Genomic DNA, 21,164 nt, shown 5'->3' on the forward strand with positions numbered 1-21,164 from the left:
CCACCGGGACAGCGCCTCCCCGCAACACCCCGGTCAGGGGCGGGGCACCCGCAGGCGTATCGCCAGCAGCAGCGCCAGCAGCATCGCTCCGGCAGCGCACGCGAACACCGTGTCGACGGAGGAGACGAACGCCCGTATCGCCTGAGTGTGCGCCTCCCCGCTGAGCGCGGCTATGCGGCTCGTCGATCCGCCGGGGCCCTTCGCCTCGTACACCCGGGCCAGCACCGTGCCGAAGAGGGAGGCGCCCAGCGCGCCGCCAAGGGACTGGAAGAAGCGGATCCCCGTGGTGGCCACGCCCAGTTGGCGGGGCGGCGCCGACTCCTGTGTGAGCTGGATCAGCTGGCCCAGCAGCTGGCCGAACCCCAGGCCGAGCAGCAGCAGCGCCGTGCCGACGACCCACAGGCCCGTGTCCGCCTCGAGGGTCGCGAGGATCCCCATGGCCGCTGCGCTGACGGCCGTGCCGGTGACGACGAAGGTCTTCTGCGGCCAGCCGCGCGCCGTCAGCCGGGCGGTGACGACGCCGATGACGGAGATCCCCGCGGCCATCGGGAGCAGGAACAGGCTGGCGTTCGTGGCGGCGATGCCGCGCACGAGCTGCAGATAGATGATCACGTAGATCATCGAGCCCATCAGAGCCGTCCCGATCAGCGCCTGAAGCGCGAACGAGATGCGCAGCACGGGGATCTTGAACAGCGACAGGGGCAGGACGGGCTCGGCCGCCGTCGCCTGCCGCCACAGGAACAGGCCGAGCAGCAGTGCGCTCGCCGCGATCAGCCCGAGGACGACGGGGGAGTCCCACGCATACTCCTTGCCGCCCCATTCGGTGACGAGCAGCACGGATGTGGAGAAGGCCGCTGCGAGGCCGGCCCCGAGGAAGTCGATCCGGTGGCGTGTGCCGTGGTGCCGGGGGAGTTTGAGGACGGCGGCCGCTGCGGCGAGCACGGCGAGGCCGACGGGCAGGTTCACGTAGAAGACCCAGCGCCAGTCGGCGTGATCGGCGAGGACGCCGCCCAGCACGGGCCCGAGCGCCATGCCCGCGCCCGCCACGAGGCCGCCGATGCCGGCGCCGCCCTTGCCGCCGCCGTCGCTCCCGTCCGCGGGCGCCGCCGCCTTGAGCTGGGCGATCACGACCATGGTGACGCTCATCAGCCCGCCGCCGCCGATGCCCTGGACCGCACGGAACGCGATGAGCTGCTCCATGGACTGCGCGGCCCCGCACAGCGCCGATCCCACGAGGAAGGCCGCGACGGCGCTCAGGAACACCTTGCGGGCACCGAGCGTGTCGCACAGCTTGCCGTAGAGCGGCAGGGCCGCGGTCGACGCGAGGGCGAAGGCGCTGATCAGCCACGGCACGCGGTCGAGGCCGTGCGCGGGGTCGAGGTCCCGGACGATCGGGACGGTGACGGCCGAGACGATGTTCTGGTCGAGGACGGCCAGGAGCATCGTGGTCAGGCAGACCACGAAGGCGATCTTGCGCTGCCCGGCGGTCATGCGGGGCCCGGCCGGCTGGCCGGCCGGCGCCGGAGCGGGTGCGTGGGCAGTCCCTCCCGCAGCCCCGCGATCAGGAGCCAACTGCCTCGCCGCTGTGGATGAATGCACCCTTCTTCCCCCTCCGGAGTCGGTTTGTGAACGCCGACGGAAGCGGCGCGTCCTCACCATGCCCCGAGAACGTGTACCGAGTCAATTCTTCTATCGGGTAAGTTTGTCGCCCCGGTCAAAACTTCATCCTGGTACAGTCGTGCCATGGCCGAAGAGCTGAGCCTGCGCGAGCGCAAGAAGATCCAGACCCGGCGCGCCCTCTGGAGGGCCGCCACGAAGCTGTTCCTGGAGCGCGGCTACGACCAGGTGTCGGTCGCCGAGGTCGCCCTGGCCGCCGAGGTCTCGAAGATGACCGTCTTCAACTACATGTCCTCCAAGGAGGACCTGGTCCTCGGCCCCATGAAGGAGCACATCGGCGACGCCGCCCGCGCCGTGCGGGACAGGAGCCCCGGCGAGTCCGCTGTCGCCGCCTTCCGCAGGGACTTCATGGCCGCGCTCAACGCCCACGACGCGTCCGTCGGCATGAGCGACGACCCGTACGTGCTCCAGATGCGCCGGATGATCCAGGAGACCCCGGCCCTTCTCGTCCGCGCCCATGAATACGTCCGCCGCGCCCAGATGCTCCTGGCCGAGGAACTGGCCGCGTCCGCGGAAGGGCCCGACGCCGAGCTCGCCCCCGTGGTGGCGGCGCAGCTGATGAGCGTCCGCTACGTCGTGCACGAGCACAACCACCGGCGTTTGTTCGCGGGCGAGTCGGCGGAGGAGGTCCTTCCCGGCGCCGTCGCCCTCGCCGAGCGGGCCTTCGCCCTGGTCGAGCACGGGCTCGGGGACTTCGGCACGCTCCCGGCCGGCACGGATACGGCCCAGGCCGCAGAGGCCGGCGCCGAATAGGGTCGGAGCCATGCCTCCCGCCCAGCGCAAGCCCCGTCCCCGCAGCTACGACCCCGCCAAGCTGCGCGCCGCCGTCGCCGCGCAGCTCGCCCACGTACGGGACGCCGCCGCGAGCCTGGATGAGGCGCGGCTCGCGCTGCCCACGCGGTGCGGGGACCGGACCGTCCGCGATCTGCTCGCGCACATCGCCCTGGGTGTTGACCTCGTGGCCCGCCTGATCGGGGAACCGGCCCCGCCCGCGCGGGAGATCACCGCCGTGGAGTGGCCGGTCACGGCCGCGCCCACCGAGATCGCCGGCAGCGACGCGGACGCCGCCCCCGTAGCCCTCCTGGACGCCGCGGCGGACCGCTTCGCCACCCTCGCGGCCGCCACCCCGCCCGACCGCCTGCTCGCCACGCCCTCGGGCGCCATGCGCCTGGACGACTTCCTGGTCACGCGCTGCGTGGAGCTGGCCGTCGGCACCGACGACCTCGCGGCGGCGCTCGGCACCGAGATCCGTTACGACCGGCAGGCCTTGGCCCACGCCACTCGTCTGCTCGCCGACGCGCTGGCCGCCAAGGCCCCGGGCGGTTCCGTGGAGGTCCGCATTCCGCCGTTCGCGGTGGTCCAGTGCGTGGCCGGCCCCCGGCACACCCGCGGCACGCCGCCCAACGTGGTCGAGACCGACCCGCTCACCTGGCTCCGCCTGGCCACCGGCCGCACGGGCTGGGCCGCCGCCCTGGACGCCGCCGCGGTCAGCGCGAGCGGCGAGCGCGCGGACCTCTCCGCGCACCTCCCGCTGTCCGTCTGACTCCGTTCTGACCGGCCTCTGACCGGCTTTTGATCGGCTTCTGACAGCGTTCCGATCGCGCCCGGTCAGCTCCCTTCGGCGGTCCGTCCGGACCGCATCCGGTCAGCCCTCTTTGTGGGAATGAACAAAAGATCTCCGAAAGGCGATTCGCCATCTCCCAAAGGTGATTCACCGTGCGCGCCGAGTGGCTGTGCGTGGTGTGAGGCATCACCGGTCGTCCCCGGTTCGGATGAACCTCCTCCCTGCCATAGACTCAAGGTGTGCCTCGTGGTGACGGACGACTCAGCCACGACCTGCTCCCCGGTGAGAAGGGCCCCCAGGACGCTTGCGGCGTCTTCGGTGTCTGGGCTCCGGGTGAAGAGGTCGCCAAACTCACCTATTTCGGGCTGTATGCGCTGCAGCACCGTGGACAGGAGTCCGCGGGCATCGCAGTGAGCAACGGCTCCCAGATCCTCGTCTTCAAGGACATGGGACTGGTTTCCCAGGTCTTCGACGAAACCTCCCTCGGCTCTCTCCAGGGCCACATTGCGGTCGGTCACGCCCGCTACTCCACCACCGGAGCCTCGGTGTGGGAGAACGCCCAGCCGACCTTCCGGGCGACCGCGCACGGCTCGATCGCGCTGGGTCACAACGGCAACCTGGTCAACACGGCCGAGCTGGCCGAGATGGTCGCCGCCCTCCCCAAGGAGAACGGCCGGGCCACCCAGGTCGCGGCGACCAACGACACCGACCTGGTCACGGCCCTCCTCGCGGGCCAGACCGACGCCGACGGCAAGCCGCTGACCATCGAGGAGGCGGCCGCCAAGGTCCTTCCCGACGTCATGGGCGCCTTCTGTCTCGTCTTCATGAACGAGCACACGCTCTACGCCGCCCGTGACCCGCAGGGCATCCGCCCGCTGGTCCTCGGCCGCCTGGAGCGCGGCTGGGTGGTGGCCTCCGAGACGGCCGCCCTGGACATCTGCGGTGCCACGTTCGTCCGCGAGATCGAGCCGGGTGAGCTCATCGCCATCGACGAGCACGGCGTGCGCACCAGCCGCTTCGCCGAGGCCCGCCCCAAGGGCTGCGTCTTCGAGTACGTGTACCTGGCCCGCCCGGACACCGATATCGCGGGCCGGAACGTCTACCTTTCCCGGGTGGAAATGGGCCGCCGGCTCGCCGCCGAGGCACCGGTCGACGCCGATCTGGTGATACCGACCCCGGAATCCGGCACTCCGGCTGCGGTCGGTTATGCGGAGGCCAGCGGCATTCCGTACGGTACCGGCCTGGTCAAGAATTCCTATGTCGGCCGGACCTTCATCCAGCCGAGCCAGACCATCCGCCAGCTCGGCATCCGGCTCAAGCTGAATCCGCTCAAGGAAGTCATCAAGGGCAAGCGCCTGGTCGTCGTCGACGATTCCATCGTCCGCGGCAACACCCAGCGCGCGCTCGTCCGGATGCTCCGCGAGGCCGGCGCCGCCGAGGTGCACGTGCGGATTTCCTCCCCGCCGGTGAAATGGCCGTGTTTCTTCGGCATCGATTTCGCCACCCGGGCCGAGCTCATCGCCAATGGCATGAGCGTCGAGGAGATCGGCCGCTCGCTGGGCGCGGACTCGCTCGCGTACATCTCCCTCGACGGCATGATCGAGGCGACCACCATCGCCAAGCCGAACCTGTGCCGCGCCTGCTTCGACGGCGAGTACCCCATGGCGCTCCCCGACCCCGAGCTGCTCGGCAAGCAGCTCCTGGAGACCGAGCTGGCCGGTGGCACGGACGCCGCCGACGCGCTCCGTCGTCCGTAAACGCCTCCGCAGTACCGAACGACACGAAAGTTCTCAAACTCATGTCTGAGACCACCGGTGCCAGCTACGCAGCCGCGGGCGTCGACATCGAAGCGGGCGATCACGCCGTCGAGCTGATGAAGAAGTGGGTGAAGAAGGCCACCCGTCCGGAGGTCGTCGGCGGCCTCGGCGGTTTCGCCGGGCTCTTCGACGCCAGTGCGCTCAAGCGGTACGAGCGCCCCCTCCTGGCCTCCGCCACGGACGGCGTCGGCACGAAGGTCGACATCGCCCGCCGCATGGGCGTCTACGACACCATCGGCCACGACCTGGTCGGCATGGTCGTGGACGACCTGGTCGTCTGCGGCGCCGAGCCGCTGTTCATGACCGACTACATCTGCGTCGGCAAGGTCCACCCCGAGCGGGTCGCCGCGATCGTCAAGGGCATCGCCGAGGGCTGTGTGCTCGCGGGCTGCGCGCTGGTCGGCGGCGAGACCGCCGAGCACCCGGGCCTGCTCGGCGCGGACGAGTTCGACGTGGCCGGTGCGGGCACCGGCGTGGTCGAGGCCGACCGCGTGCTGGGCGCCGATCGCATCCGTACGGGTGACGTCGTCATCGCGATGGCCTCGTCCGGACTTCACTCGAACGGGTACTCGCTGGTCCGCCATGTGCTCTTCGACCGGGCCGGCTGGGAGCTGGACCGGGAGGTGCCGGAGTTCGGCCGCACCCTCGGCGAGGAGCTCCTGGAGCCCACCCGGATCTACTCGCTGGACTGCCTGGCCCTCACCCGTACGGCCGAGGTGCACGCCTTCTCGCACATCACGGGCGGCGGCCTGGCCAACAACCTGGCCCGGGTCATCCCGGACCACCTCCGGGCTACGGTCGACAGGTCGACGTGGACGCCCGGCGCGGTCTTCGACACCGTGGGCCGGCTCGGCGGCGTCGAGCGGCTGGAGCTGGAGAAGACGCTGAACATGGGCGTCGGCATGGTCGCGGTCGTCCCGCAGGAGTCCGTGGACGTGGCCCTCACGGCCCTCGCCGACCGCGGAGTGGACGCCTGGGTCGCCGGTGGCATCACCGACCGCGGTGACCACACCGAGGCCGTGGCTCTGACCGGCGGCTACGCCGGCTGAGAGCCCGCCGGAAGCCGACGTGAGCCGACGCTGCACGGGGGCCGCCGCCCGGACCGGAAGGTCCCGGGCGGAGCCCCGGGCAGCGCGCACGGCGGACCGCGACTTGCCACCCCGGGCAGCACAGAACCCGGTCCGAGGTCGGGCCTCGAACCGGGTCGGTGGGAGTTACAGCGTCAAGCGCGGCGACGGTAAGGAGAGTCGGACTGGGCCTGCTCGTCCTCGTCCTCATCGTCGTTGTAACGACTCGCGTACTGAGCGTACGGGTCGTCATCCAGCTCATCGTCCTTTTCGAGCGGCTCGCTGTTCGGCGGCTGCTTCGTCGGCGATGCGCCCAGCTCATTGGCCAGACGTGAGAGGTCGGTCCCGCCGCTGTTGTACTTCAGCTGGCGGGCGACCTTTGTCTGCTTGGCCTTGGCCCGGCCGCGCCCCATGGCTCGACCCCCTCAATGACGGGGCTCGACGGCCCCAGAGTCTTGACACGCGTTCACGTTCATGAGTCAGAGCGGACCCCCGTGGAGGGATCCGGCCTGTAGGGCTTCAACGGTACCTGCTTCCGCGGCCATACGGTACGTCGCCCGCATGACGTGCCACGCAGCACAACCCTAGGGGAGCCCCGTCCCCGCTGGTCAGCTGCGATTTTAACGTGTCTTGTGCCCCGACCCGCCGATGGGTGGTGAGAGATGTCTCGCTCACCACCTCATCGGACGGGCCTGTAGGGACCGCTAGGGGGCGGCTCCGGGCGGTCTCGCGACCGCCGGTCCGGCCGCGGACCTGCGCAAGGCGCCCTTACCAGGCTTACCGGACGGTTCTACCGCGCGGTAGCCATGCCGGCGGCAGCGGCCGCACCCGTGGCGCGCGCCCGCGCCTCGGCCATGCGCTGCTCGGCCAGCCGGTCGGCGGCAGCGGCGGGCGGAATGCCGTCGGCCTTGGCCCGATCAAATATGGCCAGGGTCGTATCGAAGATCTGGTTCGCCTTGGCCTTCGCCCGGTCGAAGTCGAAGCCGTGCAGCTCGTCGGCGACCTGGATCACTCCGCCGGCGTTCACCACATAGTCCGGGGCGTAGAGGATGCCGCGGTCCGCGAGGTCCTTCTCGACGCCCGGGTGGGCCAGCTGGTTGTTGGCCGCGCCGCAGACCACGCTCGCGGTCAGGGCGGCCACGGTGGCGTCGTCCAGCGCGCCGCCGAGGGCGCAGGGGGCGTAGACGTCGAGCGGCGTGCGGACCAGGACATCGGCGTCCGTCACGGCGGTGACCTGCGGGTGGCGGGCCAGGATCCGCTCCACGGCCTCCGTCCGGACATCGGTGATCACGACCTCCGCGCCGTCCTCGACAAGGTGCTCGACGAGGTGGTGGCCGACCTTGCCGACCCCCGCGACGCCGACTCTGCGGCCGCGCAGCGTGGGCTCGCCCCACTGGGTCTGCGCGGCGGCGCGCATGCCCTGGAAGACGCCGAAGGCGGTGAGGACGGAGGAGTCGCCGGCGCCGCCGTTCTCGGGGGAGCGGCCGGTGGTCCAGCGGCACTCGCGGGCGACGACGTCCATGTCCTGGACGTAGGTGCCGACGTCGCAGGCGGTGACGTACCGGCCGCCGAGGGAGGCCACGAAGCGACCGTATGCCAGCAGAAGCTGTTCGGTCTTGATCAGGGAGGGATCGCCGATGATCACGGCCTTTCCGCCGCCGTGATCGAGACCCGCCAGCGCGTTCTTGTAGGACATGCCGCGGGAGAGGTTGAGGGCGTCCTGCACCGCCTCCTCCTCCGAGGCGTACGGGTAGAAGCGGGTGCCGCCGAGGGCGTTGCCCAGGGCGGTGGAGTGGATGGCGATCACTGCCTTGAGGCCGCTCTCGCGGTCCTGGCACAGCACGACCTGTTCGTGGCCGCCCTGGTCCGACCGGAACAATGTGTGCAGCACGCCGTCAGCGTCATTGGTGGGACGTACGTCAGTCACTGTGGTGACTCCATATGTCGCGGAGGTCGCCCTCCGGGGGTGGTGGAGGGCCGGTTGGCAAGAGGGTAAGACCTGTCGGCCCGGCGGGCCGGTCCCGTGCGGAGGATCACTCCTCCGGGGAGCGGTGCCATGGGACGATTTGCGCGGTACGGGGAGGGTTCGGCAACTCCCCGGGGTGTCCGGCGTCTTGAGGGGAGCACGTGTGGGCTCGGCGTCATCGGTGACTGTCCCGTACGCGTCGTACCTGCGGGTCTACGAGCCGCTGGGCGCGTTCCCGGAGCCGGAGCGCACGCACTGGGAGCGCTACGCCCGGCGCACCGCCCTGCCCTGCGCCCAGGACGAGCTCCGGCGCTCGCTCGCCGACCTGCTGCCCACCCCGCCGGTGCCGGTCCCGGTGCACGAGAGCGGCGACGCCTTCGTGACCTTCCAGGACGGCGTCCTGTGCGTCTGCCCCTGGCGGACGCGGCTGCGCGGCTGGCTGGCCCTGGAGGAGCTGTCCGAGAGCCTGCCCGCGCCGGTCCTGGACGCGGCGCTGCCGCCGGTCGTGCGCCGGCAGGCGGAGGCGGACTACGAGCGCTGGCAGGAGCGCAACCCCGACGCCCGGCCGTGGATCCGCACCGCGACCTGGCAGGTGCCCCTGCGCTGGTTCGTCCTCTTCTCCGACGAGGAGCGCGAGTACGGCAAGCCGGGCGAGTGCGCCGGCGAGGGGGAGCCGGGCCGGAACGGGCTCGTGCTCCGCTACCGCACGCCGATGGTGCAGGCGAGGCGGCGGGTGGCCCGGGGGCTGCGCACGCTCAAGGACGCGATCGACGAGGGCCCGCTGATCGACGGGCTGGTGGACGTGGGGCGGTGGCTGGAGGAGTTCCACCCGCGCTCCCTGGTGGAGCTGGACTACGGCGGTCTGGTGCATATGGTGCCCGAGGCGCAGCTCGCGGAGGACCATTCCGCCGGGGACACGGCGGAGGGGCTCGCGGCGTTGCGCGCGGGGGACGGGGTGCGCGCGGGGAGGGCGTACGAGCGGTTGACGGAGCGCTGGAGTGCCGTACGCAACCGTCAGTACGCCAATTGAAGTCCTGATCCGAGGAGCCCCGGGACCTAGGTCCCGATCCGGGCCATTGCGGCAACCGTGACCTAACGCACTTTCGTCAGGTCTTGCGCCCATCGCCCATCCGCGTGGCAAAATAGGACAAGGAGTCCGGGAAGGGCTCCTTCCGTCCAACTAAGGGCGGATTGATCGGTATTGCACTCCTTGGCGGGTCTGGTGACCCCTGATCCCGCTGTGACTGATCGTCACGGTGGCGTGACTGTCCGCTATGGCATGGTCCATCGGCTTCCGTCGAGGTTGAACACCTGAGAGGGCAATTCCATCGGTTTGGCCGACGTGGCTGGACAGATGGTGTAGTTGTAGTGCCGAGGACAAGCCGTTCGTCCTATAACCGACTCGGCCCGCGTCCGCCATTTCGGGCAACGCGGGTCAAGGTGCAGAATTTAGAGGAAAGAACCGACTCCACGTCAGGTTCTCCCGAGGAGGCCGCTCATGACCGCTCGCACCCCTGATGCCGAGCCGCTGCTGACCCCGGCTGAGGTTGCCACGATGTTCCGCGTGGACCCGAAGACGGTCACCCGTTGGGCCAAGGCTGGCAAGCTCACGTCCATCCGCACGCTCGGAGGACACCGCCGTTACCGCGAAGCGGAGGTCCGCGCCCTGCTGGCGGGCATTCCGCAGCAGCGCAGCGAGGCCTGAACAACCGCATGACCGGGCGTTTTCCGGGGCCCCCAACCCGGCTCGCGCCCTGCTCCAGTTCCAGCTGAAGCACCCTGAAGCACCATCTGGCTCCACACGACCGGCTTCCTGCCCCAACAGGACCGCCGCAGCCCACCGACTTGGGCGAGTCGTCGATCGCGCTGGACTCCGCCGGGTCCAGCGCGATCTTTTTTATGCCCGGACGTCTCCGGATGCCCGTTAACGGCCCCGGCGGCCCTGCCCGGCTCTGGGCAGCGGGAGCCGGCGGGGCACCCGTACGGAGTCCCGGGCCCACCCTTTCGGGTGGAGTGCAATTGCACATATTAAATTGACCCGTTGTAGGCCAGGGGTAAGTTCCCTCGTCCGGGAAACTCTTTCGGTGACTCCCATCACAGCGCGACGGGCTTGTCACTCATTGTGCCGCTGCGGTAAAGGGCCCGGGTGCGCGCCGGACGCGCGCGGAACCACGGCCGACTGCCGCCCGTACAGGCCCCGTTGGTCACCCGGAGCCGGTCCGCGCCTCCTCGGCGCCCTCCGGGCCGGACACCGGCCCTGCAGGGCCCGCAGCCGCCGCCTCCTGGGCGAGCCGCAGCAGCCGGTGGCACACGGCGCAGTGCCGGGTCAGGTGGCGGTACCCGGAAGCGCCCGACGCGGCGGACAGGTGGGCGCGCAGCAGCGCCCGCGTCTCGTGCCGGATGCTCTCGGCCCTGAGCTTCCCGGACCCGGGCGTCCCGGGCCGCTTCGCCTCTGCCGGGGTGGTGGTCGTCGTCATGGAGCGCAGCACCTCCACTGTCTGGGTACCCCTGGCACGTGTCCCAGTCAAGGTCGAACGCGAGAAGGCCCGGATCCCTGAAAAGGGATCCGGGCCTTCAGATCGTGCGGTCCTGACGGGATTTGAACCCGCGGCCTCCACCTTGACAGGGTGGCGAGCACTCCAAACTGCTCCACAGGACCTTGCTTGCTTCCCGCTCTCGCGGGCTTGCGAATGAGACTCTACAGCAGGTCAGGGGGTGCGGTCGAACCCGATCACGGAAGGGCCCCCGATCGGGTCTCCGCACCGTGCCACGGCCCGGCCGCACCACCCGTCCCTAGGGCACCAGCTGATCGATGGCCTTCACGATCCGCTTGTCCGAGACCGGGTGCGCCGTCCCCAGCGCGTGGGCGAAGTAGCTCACCCGCAGCTCCTCGATCATCCAGCGGATGTCGAGCGCCTCCCGCGGCACCGGGCGCCCCTTCGGGAACTGCTCCAGCAGCCACGCGTGCTCGTCCTGCACCTCCTTCACCTTCGCCATCCGGGCCCGGTCCCGGTCGGCGTTGGCGGGCAGCTGGGTGAGCCGCCGGTCGACCGCCACCAGATAGCGCAGCAGGTCCGGCAGCCGCCGCACGCCGTGCTCGGTGACGAAGCCCGGCTTGATCAGCCCCGCCAGCTGCTCCTTGACGTCCGAGAGGGAGGGCATCAGCGACAGGCTCGTGGTGGCCTTCAGCCGGCGCTCGCACGCCTGCCAGGCGGCCAGCACCTCCTGCACCTTGCGGATCGCGTCCATCGTGGCGTCCACGATGTCCGCCCGTACCGCGTCGAACAGCTTGCGGAAGGATTCTTCGTCCCAGACGGGGCCGCCGTGCGCCGCGATCAGCTTGTCGGCCGCGCCCGCGACGCAGTCCTCGAAGAGCGCCTGGACGGAGCCGTGCGGATTGCGCGACAGGGCGAGCTTCTGCTGGTTGCTGAGCTTGTCCTGGGCGAATTTCGCCGGGTTGGAGGGCAGGTTCAGCAGGATCAGCCGGCGGGTGCCCCGCCACATCGCCTCGCGCTGCTCCGGCTCGGTGTCGAAGAGCCGCACCGCGACCGAGGAGCCCTCGTCCACCAGTGCCGGATACGCCTTGACCGGCTGGCCGGCCCGGCGCGTCTCGAAGGTGCGCGGCAGGGTGCCCACCGTCCAGGACGTGAGCCCCGAGCGCTGCTCCGGGGCGCCGCCGCCGGTGCCGCCGGCCTTGGCGGCCCCCGCGGCCTGCTCGAAGGCCTTGGAGATCGCCTCCTGCGTCTTCGGCTTGAGCCGCAGCCGCAGCGCCTCCAGGTCCTTGTCCTCGGCGATCTTGCGGCGCCGCTCGTCGACGACCCGGAAAGTGATCTTCAGGTGGTCGGGGACCTTGCCCGGGTCGAAGTCCTCCGGCTCCAGCCGGACGGCCGTCATCCGGTGCAGCTCACGCGCCAGCGTGACCGTCAGGGACTCCTGCAGGGGTACGGCACGGTCGAGGAACGCCTTGGCGAAGTTCGGCGCCGGCACGTAGTTCCTGCGGATCGGCTTGGGCAGCGACCGGATCAGCTCCGTCACCAGGTCCTCGCGCAGCCCCGGGATCTGCCAGTCGAAGCCCTCGGCCGAGACCTGGTTCAGCACCTGCAGCGGAATGTGGACGGTCACGCCGTCCGCGTCCGCCCCCGGCTCGAACTGGTAGGTCACCTTGAACTTCAGCCGGCCCTGCCGCCAGGAATCCGGGTAGTCGTCCTTGGTGACCGCCTCGGCGTTCTCGTTGATGAGCATCGACTGCTCGAAGTTCAGCAGCTCCGGCTCGTCGCGCCGCTTGTGCTTCCACCACGAGTCGAAGTGCGCGCCCGACACCACGTGTTCGGGCAGCCGCTGGTCGTAGAAGTCGAAGAGCGTCTCGTCGTCCACCAGGATGTCCCGGCGACGGGCGCGGTGCTCCAGCTCCTCGACCTCGCCCAGCAGTTTGCGGTTGTCGTGGAAGAACTGGTGGTGCGTCCGCCAGTCGCCCTCGACCAGGGCGTTGCGGATGAACAGCTCGCGGCTGGTCTCCGGGTCGATCCGGCCGAAGTTGACCTTCCGCTGGGCGACGATCGGCACGCCGTACAGCGTCACCCGCTCGTACGCCATGACGGCCGCCTGCTTCTGCTCCCAGTGCGGCTCGCTGTAATTGCGCTTCACCAGGTGCTCGGCGAGCGGCTCGATCCACTCGGGCTCGACCTTGGCGTTGACCCGCGCCCACAGCCGCGACGTCTCCACCAGCTCGGCCGACATCACCCAGCGCGGCTGCTTGCGGAACAGCGCCGAGCCCGGGAACACCGCGAACTTCGCGCTGCGGGCACCCAGGTACTCGTTCTTTTCGGTGTCCTTGAGACCGATATGGGAGAGCAGACCCGCCAGCAGCGACTGGTGAATGCGCTCCGGGGCCGCATCCTCCTCCGCCATGTGGACGCCCATCTGCTTGGCGACCGTCCGCAGCTGCGAGTAGATGTCCTGCCACTCGCGTATCCGCAGATAGTTCAGGAACTCCGACTTGCACATGCGCCGGAACGCCGACGACGACAGCGCCTTCTGCTGCTCGCGCACATAGCGCCACAGGTTCAGGAACGCGAGGAAGTCACTCGTCTCGTCCTTGAAGCGGGCGTGCTGCTGATCGGCCTGCGCCTGCTTCTCCGAAGGCCGCTCGCGCGGATCCTGGATCGACAGCGCGGCCGCGATCACCATGACCTCGCGGACGCAGCCGTTGCGGTCGGCCTCCAGGACCATGCGGGCCAGCCGCGGGTCCACCGGCAGCTGCGCGAGCTTCCGCCCCGACTGCGTGAGCCGCTTCTTCGGGTCCTTCTGCGCGGGGTCGAGCGCACCCAGCTCGACCAGCAGATCGACGCCGTCCTTGATGTTGCGCCGGTCCGGCGGATCGATGAACGGGAACTTCTCGATGTCGCCCAGGCCGGCCGCCGTCATCTGCAGGATGACCGAGGCCAGGTTCGTACGGAGGATCTCCGCGTCCGTGAACTCCGGACGCGCGAGGAAGTCGTCCTCCGAGTACAGCCGGATGCAGATGCCGTCCGACGTACGGCCGCAGCGGCCCTTGCGCTGGTTCGCACTCGCCTGCGAGACCGCCTCGATCGGCAGCCGCTGGACCTTGGTGCGGTGGCTGTACCGCGAGATCCGCGCGAAACCGGGGTCGATCACGTAGCGGATGCCCGGAACCGTCAGGGACGTCTCCGCGACGTTCGTCGCGAGGACGATCCGGCGGCCCGTGTGGCGCTGGAAGACCCGGTGCTGCTCGGCGTGGGACAGACGGGCGTACAGCGGCAGGATCTCGGTGAACCGGAGCTTCTTCTTCTCCAGCGCGTCCGCGGTGTCGCGGATCTCCCGTTCACCGGAGAGGAAGACCAATATGTCGCCGTCGCCCTCGCGCTGCAGCTCGTCCACCGCATCGCAGATCGCCGTGATCTGATCGCGGTCCGCATCGCCCGAGTCCTCCTCAAGCAGCGGCCGGTACCGCACCTCCACCGGATACGTCCGCCCGCTCACCTCGATGATCGGCGCCTCCCCGAAATGGCGCGAGAAGCGCTCCGGGTCGATCGTGGCCGAAGTGATGACGACCTTGAGGTCGGGGCGGCGCGGCAGCAGCTGGGCCAGATAGCCGAGGATGAAGTCGATGTTGAGGCTGCGCTCGTGCGCCTCGTCGATGATGATCGTGTCGTACTGACGCAGCTCGCGGTCCGTCTGGATCTCGGCCAGCAGGATGCCGTCCGTCATCAGCTTGACCAGCGTGCTCTCGCTCACCTGGTCGGTGAAGCGGACCTTCCAGCCGACCGCCTCGCCCAGCGGCGTGCGCAGCTCCTCCGCGACGCGCTCCGCGACCGTACGGGCGGCGATCCGGCGCGGCTGGGTGTGCCCGATCAGGCCCCGGACGCCGCGGCCGAGCTCCATGCAGATCTTGGGGATCTGCGTGGTCTTCCCGGAACCGGTCTCGCCCGCGACGATCACGACCTGGTGGTCGCGGATCGCCGCCAGGATCTCGTCCTTCTTCTGGCTGACCGGGAGCTGCTCGGGATAGGTGACGGCCGGCGCGGCGGCCCGGCGGCTCGCGACGCGCAGCTCGGCCGCGTCGACCTCTGCCGTGATCTCGGCCAGGACGGCCGTACGGGCCTCGGGCTTGCGGATGCGGCGCGCGCCCTCGAGCCGCCGCCCCAGGCGCTGCGCGTCGCGCAGCGTCAGCTCGGGGAGGCGGGCGGCGAGGTCGGCGAAGATGGCGGGGGCGGCAGGCTGCGTAGACATACGGAGTCCAGGATCGCACCAGCCGCCGCGAAGCGGCGAACGCATTTCCCCGGAAATGCACTGAGCCCCCCATCCGGAGATGAGGGGCTCACTGTGGCTGGGGCCGGGGTCGAACCGGCGACCTTCCGCTTTTCAGGCGGACGCTCGTACCAACTGAGCTACCCAGCCACGCAGACATCAGAAATGTCTGCAGCGGTCCTGACGGGATTTGAACCCGCGGCCTCCACCTTGACAGGGTGGCGAGCACTCCAAACTGCTCCACAGGACCTTGCTATGTGCGAGCACTAGTCTCGCACACGGTACAGCGTGCCCCCAACGGGATTCGAACCCGTGCTACCGCCTTGAAAGGGCGGCGTCCTGGGCCACTAGACGATGAGGGCTGATGGCCCACCTGGGCGCTTCGCAGCGCCTCGGGGACGTGAGAAGCATATGGGATGGAGGGAGGGAACGCCAAAACGGTTTCCCGGAGGCCGGCGCGAAGGGTTCCCGGAGGCCGCCCGGGCGCGGCGCGGGAAGCGTACGGGGCCCGTGCAGGGGCCGGGCGGGGGTGCGTGCCGGACAATGGCGAGCGTGCTGGAGATGACGCGCGAGGAGTTCGAGGAACTGGTCGCCGAGGCCCTGGACCGGATCCCGCCGGAGCTGACGCGGCTGATGGACAACGTCGCGGTGTTCGTCGAGGACGAGCCCCCGGCGGCGGACCCGGATCTGCTCGGCCTCTACGAGGGAACGCCGCTGACCGAGCGCGGCGAGTGGTACGCGGGCGTCCTGCCCGACCGGATCACGATCTACCGCGGTCCCACGCTGCGCCTGTGCACCTCGCGGGAAGAGGTGGTGGAGGAGACCGAAGTGACGGTCGTTCACGAGGTGGCGCACCACTTCGGCATCGACGACGAGCGCCTGCACGCCCTCGGCTACGGCTGACCGGCGGGAGTCCGGGGCGGACCGAGGCGACGGGGCCGGGGCGGGCCGAGGTGACGGGGCCGGGGCAAAGAGCCGGTCAGGTGACCGCGTGCCGCGCGTGTCCTGGGCGGGGCGGTCTCAGTTGGGCAGGGGGCCTGTCCCAGCGTTCAGTCCCGGAAGTCCCGAAGGCGGTCCCCGATGCCTCCCACCTCACCCCGCGCAGCCGTCACCCGGATCGTGGCCGTCGCCGCCGTGGCCCTGGCCCTCGGGGGGTGCATGAGCGTGAGCGACCCGGAGCGGCCCGCTCCGTCGCCGGGTGCGGGCAAGCAGCGCGACGCGGGACCGGAGCCGGACGGCGGGGTGCGGATGCCGGGCGGGCGGCCCGGGCAGGCGGACGCGCGCTCCGCGCGGGGCGCGAGCGGCAGCCCGTCGGCCCGGAACACGGCCACCCCGTCCTCCTCCGCGACGCCCTCGGGCACCCCGGCCGAGGCCTCGCCGGACGCCCGCCCCGGCAAGCCGGGCAAGAAGGCGAAGCCGCCGACCGGCGGCGGCACGGCCCCCGCGCCCCGTCCGCCCGCGTCCACGCAGCCGGCTCCCCAGCCGAGCACCCCCGCGCCGCCGCCCCCCACCCAGCCGCCCACGTCCTCGGCGCCCCCGTCGCCGCAGCCGGGGCCGCAGGCGGCGGGTCCCGTGGCCTAGGCCGTGCCGGGCCCTGTGGCGCAGGCCATGCCGCCGGGCGGGGACGGCGGGTTGCGTCCGGGGGGTGCGAGTGCGTATGGTGGTAGATCGTTTGATCCCATTTGCCCGGCGCCCTGCAGAAGCGCGCCGTGTGGCGCGTTCCTTACCTTGCCGTGGCTGACCGCATCGAGGCGGTCATTTGTGAAGCCGACACGGAGCTTGGGCGCGTGCCGAAACTCCGGAAGGTTTCGCATTTCGCATGTCCATTTCCCCTGAGCAGACCGTCATGCCCGCGAGCGACGAGATCGTCGAGATCGTCGAGATCGTCGCCGAGGCGGACGCCACCGCGGAGACCACCGCGGACCTCACCCCCGACACCGCCGCCGAGGCCGTCGACACTGTCGACACCGCTGCCGCCGAGCCCGCCGAGCCGACGATCACCTTCGGTGACCTCGGTCTGGACGACGCGATCGTCCGCAAGCTCGCGCAGAACGGCGTGACCACCCCCTTCCCGATCCAGGCCGCGACCATCCCGGACGCCCTGGCCGGCAAGGACATCCTCGGCCGCGGCCGCACCGGCTCCGGCAAGACGCTCTCCTTCGGTCTCCCGCTGCTGTCCACGCTGGCCGGCGGCCACACCGAGAAGAAGCGCCCCCGCGGTCTGATCCTCACCCCGACCCGTGAGCTCGCGATGCAGGTCGCGGACGCCCTCCAGCCGTACGGCGACGTGCTCGGCCTCAAGATGAAGGTCGTCTGCGGCGGTACGTCCATGGGCAACCAGATCTACGCCCTGGAGCGCGGCGTCGACATCCTCGTCGCCACCCCGGGCCGCCTGCGCGACATCATCAACCGCGGCGCCGCCTTCCTCGACAAGGTCCAGGTCGCCGTCCTCGACGAGGCCGACCAGATGGCCGACATGGGCTTCCTGCCCGAGGTCACCGAGATCCTCGACCAGGTGCCGGCCGGCGGCCAGCGCCTGCTGTTCTCCGCCACGCTGGAGAACGAGATCGACACCCTCGTCAAGCGCTACCTGGTCGCCCCGGTGACGCACGAGGTCGACGCGGCCCAGGGCGCGGTCACCACCATGACCCACCACGTCCTCGTCGTGAAGCCGAAGGACAAGGCGCCGGTCACCGCCGCCATCGCCGCCCGCAAGGGCCGCACGATCATCTTCGTCCGTACCCAGCTGGGCGCCGACCGCGTCGCCGAGCAGCTGCTGGACGCCGGCGTCCGCGCCGACGCCCTGCACGGCGGCATGACCCAGGGCGCCCGCAGCCGCGTCCTGGAGGACTTCAAGGCCGGCTACGTGAACTGCCTGGTCGCCACCGACGTCGCCGCCCGCGGCATCCACGTCGACGGCATCGACCTGGTCCTCAACGTCGACCCGGCCGGCGACCACAAGGACTACCTGCACCGCTCGGGCCGCACCGCCCGCGCCGGCCAGTCCGGCACGGTCGTCTCCCTGGCCCTGCCGCACCAGCGCAAGCAGATCTTCCGCCTGATGGAGGACGCGGGCGTCGACGCCTCGCGCCACATCGTCGGCGGTTCCGGCGCCTTCGACGAGGAGGTCGCCAAGATCACCGGCGCCCGTTCCCTCACCGAGGTCCAGGCCGACTCCGCCGCCAACGCCGCCAAGCAGGCCGAGCGCGACCTCCAGGAGCTCACCCGTCAGCTCGAGCGCGCCCAGCGCCGTGCGACCGAGCTCCGCGAGGAGGCCGACCGTCTGACCGCGCGCGCCGCCCGCGAGCGCGGTGAGGACCCGGAGGCCGCCGTCGCCGCTGCCGCCGAGGCCGCCGCCACCGAGGCCAAGGCCGAGGAGGAGGCCGCTGCCGCCGCGTCCGTCCCGGCGCAGGCCGCTCCGGCAGAGCGCCGCGACGAGCGGGGCAACTTCGAGCGCCGCGGTGGTGACCGTCGTGACGACCGCGGTGGTGCCCCTCCGGTGGCTTCCGTCGCGACGACCGTGACGGCTTCCGTCGTGACGACCGCCGCGATGACCGCGGTGGTGACCGTGGCGGCTTCCGTCGCGACGACCGTCGTGACGACAACCGCTCCGGTGGCTTCCGCCGTGACGACCGCCCCTCCGGCGGCTTCCGCCGCGACGAGAACCGCACCGGTGGCTTCCGTCGCGACGACCGTCCGTCGGGTGGCTTCCGCCGCGACGACCGCCCCACGCACGGCGGCGGGTTCCGCTCCGGCGGCAGCGACCGTCCGTTCAACCGCGACCGTCGTGACGACCGTCCGGCCGGCGGCGGCTTCCGCTCCGGCGGTCACGACCGCCCGAACGGCCGCCGCGACGACCACCGCGGTGGCACCGGTTCCTTCGGCCGCCGCGACGACAAGCCGCGCTGGAAGCGCAACGGCTGATAACCGCAGGTGATTTGGGGCCCGTACGGCACTTCGGTGGCGTACGGGCCCCGTTGCGTCCGCGGGTCCGTCCAACTCATCGGCCATAACGACTCGGGATAACGCGGTCGGCCGGGCTATGCTGCGGGGTGCGGGCCGTTAGCTCAATTGGCAGAGCAGTGGACTTTTAATCCATTGGTTGTGGGTTCGAGTCCCACACGGCCTACGCGATGCGGGTCCGGCTTTACGCCGCTGACCTGCGGTGGAGCGCCCCGTCCGGTTCTTGCCGGGCGGGGCGCCCGGCGTTGTGGGGGGTGTCTGCGCGCCCATGGCGTGCCCATCCGGCCGGGAGTGGTCCGCGAATTCCTCGTGAACCAGCGGGACATGTGGCGGATACCCCGGCGAACCTCATCGGGCTTCATCGGACCTCATCGGGACCTTGCCGGGCTTCATCGGGGCCTTGCCGGGCCTCATCGGATCCCCAACGGGCCTCATCGGGCTTCGCCGGACCTCGTCGTGCCTGATCGGACTTCGTCGTGCCCGATCGGATCCCAACGGGCCGGCCTCTGCAGCTCGCGGCGCTCTGCGGACCAGCTGATCAAATCCGTACGCTCCGGCCGCTCGACGACGCCTTCGCCGGGACCGGCTTCGCCAGGGGGGGGCGCACGGGCCGCGCACGCCCCACCCTCCGAGCCACCCTTGGACGCCCCCCGCGTGCCCGGCCCTCCGCGCACCCAGTTCCCCGAAACCCCGCACCCGCCTTGTGTTCGCGCCGCTACGGTAAGTGCGCGGGGTGGGTGGGCGAGGGCCGGGAGGTCGGAGGCATGGAGAACTCGCGAGCCGGTGGGAGCGGAAGCGGAAGCGAGCGAGGGGAGCGGGGTGACCAGTCCCCGGCGTGCAGGGCGCACAGGGGGCGCACGGAGCGCGGCCAGGGGCCGGCCGGGCCTGCGGGAGCCGCACGGGCCGGGGGAGCCCCGGGGGTCGCGGCGGGCACCCCGGGTGCCGCCGGGGCCGAGGCGACGCCCGCCGAGCACGTGGCGGCACTGCTGCAGCGGGCCCAGAACGGCTTCGAGATCGGCGAGCGGGTCCTGGCCCGGCTGCGGACGGCGCTGATGCATCAGGCGGAGCTCCGCTCGTACCGCCAGCGCAATGACGAGCACCGCCCGCTGCGCTGCAACTCGTACCGGCACGTCTTCCTGCTGGCCGACGGCAGCAGCCTGCTGCTGTTCGAGCTGGAGCACGACACCGGCCCGGAGGACGCCTTCGTCTACGAGCTCTACGCCGACGAGGACGCCCTCGACCGGGCCGAGCAGCGCGTGCACGAGCGGATCGGCGGCGGCATCGGGCCCGGCAGCGAGGTCGATGAGCTGCCGGCCTGGCTGGCGGAGGAGCTGCTGCTGGCCATGGGGCCGGTCCAGCCCCGCCGGGAGTACGTCGCCGACGCCTCTCCCGACCACGCCCGGCGGCTGCTGCGGCGCGCGGAGAACGAGGACGGGCCCGGCGAGGTGGTGCGCGAGCTGCTCCAGGGGGCGCTCGGCCACCACATCGCGCTGATCACCAAGCCGAGGCGCCGGGGTGCCGGGCGCGACGCCACCTGGTGCCGCTTCTACGAGCACGCGTTCCTGCTGGAGGGCGGGGGCGAGCTCAGCCTCTGGGAGCTGGAGCACAACATGAACAGGGACGGCCGCCTGGTCTGCGAGGTCTATCTGGACGAGACGGAGGCCGAGGTCGCCGCGGACCGGCACGCCCGCGCGCAGGGCGTGGAGCTGTAGGAGTGGAGCTGTAGCAGCGGGCAGGCACCGTCGGCGGGCGGTGGAACGGGGGCCGCCGACGTGTGCTAGTGGGGCAGTGTGTGCGTGTGCTACGCTGAACTGACGTTTCAGTTGTGGTACCCATGAACTCGTGTGCGCCTGACGGTTATGTGAACCGACGGCGCATTTTTGTTTTTGCCGGTCTATTCCGGTGTGGGGCCCGTTGCATCCCTCGTGGGTGCATCCACTAAGGAGATAGACATGGCTACTGGCACCGTGAAGTGGTTCAACTCGGAAAAGGGCTTCGGCTTCATCGAGCAGGACGGCGGCGGCCCCGACGTCTTCGCCCACTACTCGAACATCGCCTCCAACGGCTTCCGTGAGCTGTTCGAGGGCCAGAAGGTTTCCTTCGACGTCACGCAGGGCCAGAAGGGCCTGCAGGCCGAGAACATCGTCGCTGCCTGACGATGATGCCCGCCCGGTCCGCCTGACGGCGGCCCCGGGCTCTGCATGAAGCACACAGGCAATGGGGCCCGCACCACTGGGTGCGGGCCCCATTGCTGCCCCTGCGCCGGCCGGCGCCCGCTGTGCACCGGCCGTCGTCGTCCCGCACCAAGCGCGCCCAGGCTTTTCCGCCGTTCTGCCGTTCCC

15 protein-coding genes, 5 tRNA genes and 1 pseudogene are annotated in these 21,164 nt (G+C 70.9%); 12 read left to right on the forward strand and 9 right to left on the reverse strand.

All coding sequences use genetic code 11. From position 1 onward, the window contains the following. Positions 1–33 precede the first annotated feature (33 nt). Positions 34–1,491, reverse strand: coding sequence for an MFS transporter (locus IF61_RS0115925; protein ID WP_030367048.1), 1,458 nt, complete (start codon positions 1,489–1,491; stop codon positions 34–36). Positions 1,492–1,743: 252 nt separating this feature from the next. Here IF61_RS0115925 and IF61_RS0115930 point away from each other — a divergent pair, with 252 nt between their 5' ends. The 4 genes from IF61_RS0115930 to purM all read left to right on the forward strand — a co-directional run bounded on the left by IF61_RS0115930 (position 1,744) and on the right by purM (position 6,107). After that, a complete protein-coding gene (locus IF61_RS0115930; RefSeq protein ID WP_030367049.1) occupies positions 1,744–2,430 on the forward strand; it encodes a TetR/AcrR family transcriptional regulator in 687 nt (228 codons plus the stop codon). Between the two features lie 10 nt (positions 2,431–2,440). Then, the gene (locus tag IF61_RS0115935; RefSeq protein WP_030367050.1) at positions 2,441–3,220 is read left to right on the forward strand and encodes a maleylpyruvate isomerase family mycothiol-dependent enzyme; all 780 of its coding nucleotides are present in this window, start codon (positions 2,441–2,443) and stop codon (positions 3,218–3,220) included. Positions 3,221–3,480: 260 nt separating this feature from the next. Beyond that, positions 3,481–4,998 carry an amidophosphoribosyltransferase gene (purF, locus tag IF61_RS0115940; RefSeq protein WP_030367051.1) on the forward strand — a complete coding sequence of 506 codons (1,518 nt, stop codon included), beginning with the start codon at positions 3,481–3,483 and terminating at the stop codon, positions 4,996–4,998. A gap of 41 nt (positions 4,999–5,039) precedes the next feature. After that, entirely contained in the window at positions 5,040–6,107 is a 1,068-nt protein-coding gene (gene purM, locus IF61_RS0115945) for a phosphoribosylformylglycinamidine cyclo-ligase (protein ID WP_030367052.1), read from the forward strand. A gap of 173 nt (positions 6,108–6,280) precedes the next feature. Here purM and IF61_RS0115950 read toward each other — a convergent pair whose 3' ends face one another. Then, the gene (locus IF61_RS0115950; RefSeq protein ID WP_030367053.1) at positions 6,281–6,538 is read right to left on the reverse strand and encodes a DUF3073 domain-containing protein; all 258 of its coding nucleotides are present in this window, start codon (positions 6,536–6,538) and stop codon (positions 6,281–6,283) included. A gap of 377 nt (positions 6,539–6,915) precedes the next feature. Next, the gene (locus IF61_RS0115955; RefSeq protein ID WP_052392725.1) at positions 6,916–8,052 is read right to left on the reverse strand and encodes a Leu/Phe/Val dehydrogenase; all 1,137 of its coding nucleotides are present in this window, start codon (positions 8,050–8,052) and stop codon (positions 6,916–6,918) included. 202 nt (positions 8,053–8,254) lie between these two features. On the opposite strand from IF61_RS0115955, the gene IF61_RS0115960 reads away from it, so the two are divergent. Further along, on the forward strand, positions 8,255–9,121 hold the full coding sequence (locus IF61_RS0115960; RefSeq protein WP_030367055.1) for a DUF8083 family protein: 867 nt from the start codon (positions 8,255–8,257) through the stop codon (positions 9,119–9,121). A gap of 468 nt (positions 9,122–9,589) precedes the next feature. Further along, a complete protein-coding gene (bldC, locus tag IF61_RS0115965) occupies positions 9,590–9,796 on the forward strand; it encodes a developmental transcriptional regulator BldC (RefSeq protein ID WP_003949541.1) in 207 nt (68 codons plus the stop codon). Positions 9,797–10,295: 499 nt separating this feature from the next. Here bldC and IF61_RS0115970 read toward each other — a convergent pair whose 3' ends face one another. The 6 genes from IF61_RS0115970 to IF61_RS0115995 all read right to left on the reverse strand — a co-directional run bounded on the left by IF61_RS0115970 (position 10,296) and on the right by IF61_RS0115995 (position 15,221). Then, the gene (locus tag IF61_RS0115970) at positions 10,296–10,493 is read right to left on the reverse strand and encodes a DUF6274 family protein (RefSeq protein WP_030367056.1); all 198 of its coding nucleotides are present in this window, start codon (positions 10,491–10,493) and stop codon (positions 10,296–10,298) included. 182 nt (positions 10,494–10,675) lie between these two features. Further along, positions 10,676–10,750, reverse strand: a tRNA-Asp gene (locus IF61_RS0115975). A 134-nt stretch (positions 10,751–10,884) separates the two neighbouring features. Further along, on the reverse strand, positions 10,885–14,841 hold the full coding sequence (gene hrpA / locus IF61_RS0115980; RefSeq protein ID WP_030367057.1) for an ATP-dependent RNA helicase HrpA: 3,957 nt from the start codon (positions 14,839–14,841) through the stop codon (positions 10,885–10,887). 94 nt (positions 14,842–14,935) lie between these two features. Then, a tRNA-Phe gene (locus IF61_RS0115985) sits at positions 14,936–15,009 on the reverse strand. 25 nt (positions 15,010–15,034) lie between these two features. Beyond that, positions 15,035–15,109: transfer RNA gene (locus tag IF61_RS0115990), tRNA-Asp, on the reverse strand. A gap of 39 nt (positions 15,110–15,148) precedes the next feature. Further along, positions 15,149–15,221 (reverse strand) — tRNA-Glu (locus IF61_RS0115995). Between the two features lie 190 nt (positions 15,222–15,411). On the opposite strand from IF61_RS0115995, the gene IF61_RS0116000 reads away from it, so the two are divergent. The 6 genes and pseudogenes from IF61_RS0116000 to IF61_RS0116025 all read left to right on the forward strand — a co-directional run bounded on the left by IF61_RS0116000 (position 15,412) and on the right by IF61_RS0116025 (position 20,978). Continuing rightward, positions 15,412–15,762 carry a metallopeptidase family protein gene (locus IF61_RS0116000; protein ID WP_030367058.1) on the forward strand — a complete coding sequence of 117 codons (351 nt, stop codon included), beginning with the start codon at positions 15,412–15,414 and terminating at the stop codon, positions 15,760–15,762. Positions 15,763–15,939: 177 nt separating this feature from the next. Then, positions 15,940–16,440, forward strand: coding sequence for a hypothetical protein (locus IF61_RS35885; protein ID WP_078660236.1), 501 nt, complete (start codon positions 15,940–15,942; stop codon positions 16,438–16,440). A 238-nt stretch (positions 16,441–16,678) separates the two neighbouring features. Next, positions 16,679–18,783, forward strand: a pseudogene (locus tag IF61_RS32375) (DEAD/DEAH box helicase). A gap of 132 nt (positions 18,784–18,915) precedes the next feature. After that, positions 18,916–18,988, forward strand: a tRNA-Lys gene (locus IF61_RS0116015). Positions 18,989–19,586: 598 nt separating this feature from the next. Next, positions 19,587–20,534, forward strand: coding sequence for a DUF6227 family protein (locus tag IF61_RS0116020; protein ID WP_342667998.1), 948 nt, complete (start codon positions 19,587–19,589; stop codon positions 20,532–20,534). A gap of 240 nt (positions 20,535–20,774) precedes the next feature. Further along, positions 20,775–20,978: a cold-shock protein gene (locus tag IF61_RS0116025; RefSeq protein WP_030367061.1), complete on the forward strand. Its 204-nt coding sequence runs from the start codon at positions 20,775–20,777 to the stop codon at positions 20,976–20,978. Positions 20,979–21,164: the final 186 nt, after the last annotated feature.

Source organism: Streptomyces roseoverticillatus, from assembly GCF_000719265.1.
Lineage (GTDB): Bacteria > Actinomycetota > Actinomycetes > Streptomycetales > Streptomycetaceae > Streptomyces > Streptomyces roseoverticillatus.

Excerpts from the sequence above, each read along its gene's own strand:
- IF61_RS0115925 (WP_030367048.1), bottom strand. The coding sequence starts at position 1,491 with ATGACCGCCGGGCAGCGCAAGATCGCCTTCGTGGTCTGCCTGACCACG.
- IF61_RS0115930 (WP_030367049.1), top strand. The coding sequence starts at position 1,744 with ATGGCCGAAGAGCTGAGCCTGCGCGAGCGCAAGAAGATCCAGACCCGG.
- IF61_RS0115935 (WP_030367050.1), top strand. The coding sequence starts at position 2,441 with ATGCCTCCCGCCCAGCGCAAGCCCCGTCCCCGCAGCTACGACCCCGCC.
- purM (WP_030367052.1), top strand. The coding sequence starts at position 5,040 with ATGTCTGAGACCACCGGTGCCAGCTACGCAGCCGCGGGCGTCGACATC.
- IF61_RS0115950 (WP_030367053.1), bottom strand. The coding sequence starts at position 6,538 with ATGGGGCGCGGCCGGGCCAAGGCCAAGCAGACAAAGGTCGCCCGCCAG.
- bldC (WP_003949541.1), top strand. The coding sequence starts at position 9,590 with ATGACCGCTCGCACCCCTGATGCCGAGCCGCTGCTGACCCCGGCTGAG.
- hrpA (WP_030367057.1), bottom strand. The coding sequence starts at position 14,841 with ATGTCTACGCAGCCTGCCGCCCCCGCCATCTTCGCCGACCTCGCCGCC.
- IF61_RS35885 (WP_078660236.1), top strand. The coding sequence starts at position 15,940 with ATGCCTCCCACCTCACCCCGCGCAGCCGTCACCCGGATCGTGGCCGTC.
- IF61_RS0116020 (WP_342667998.1), top strand. The coding sequence starts at position 19,587 with ATGGAGAACTCGCGAGCCGGTGGGAGCGGAAGCGGAAGCGAGCGAGGG.
- IF61_RS0116025 (WP_030367061.1), top strand. The coding sequence starts at position 20,775 with ATGGCTACTGGCACCGTGAAGTGGTTCAACTCGGAAAAGGGCTTCGGC.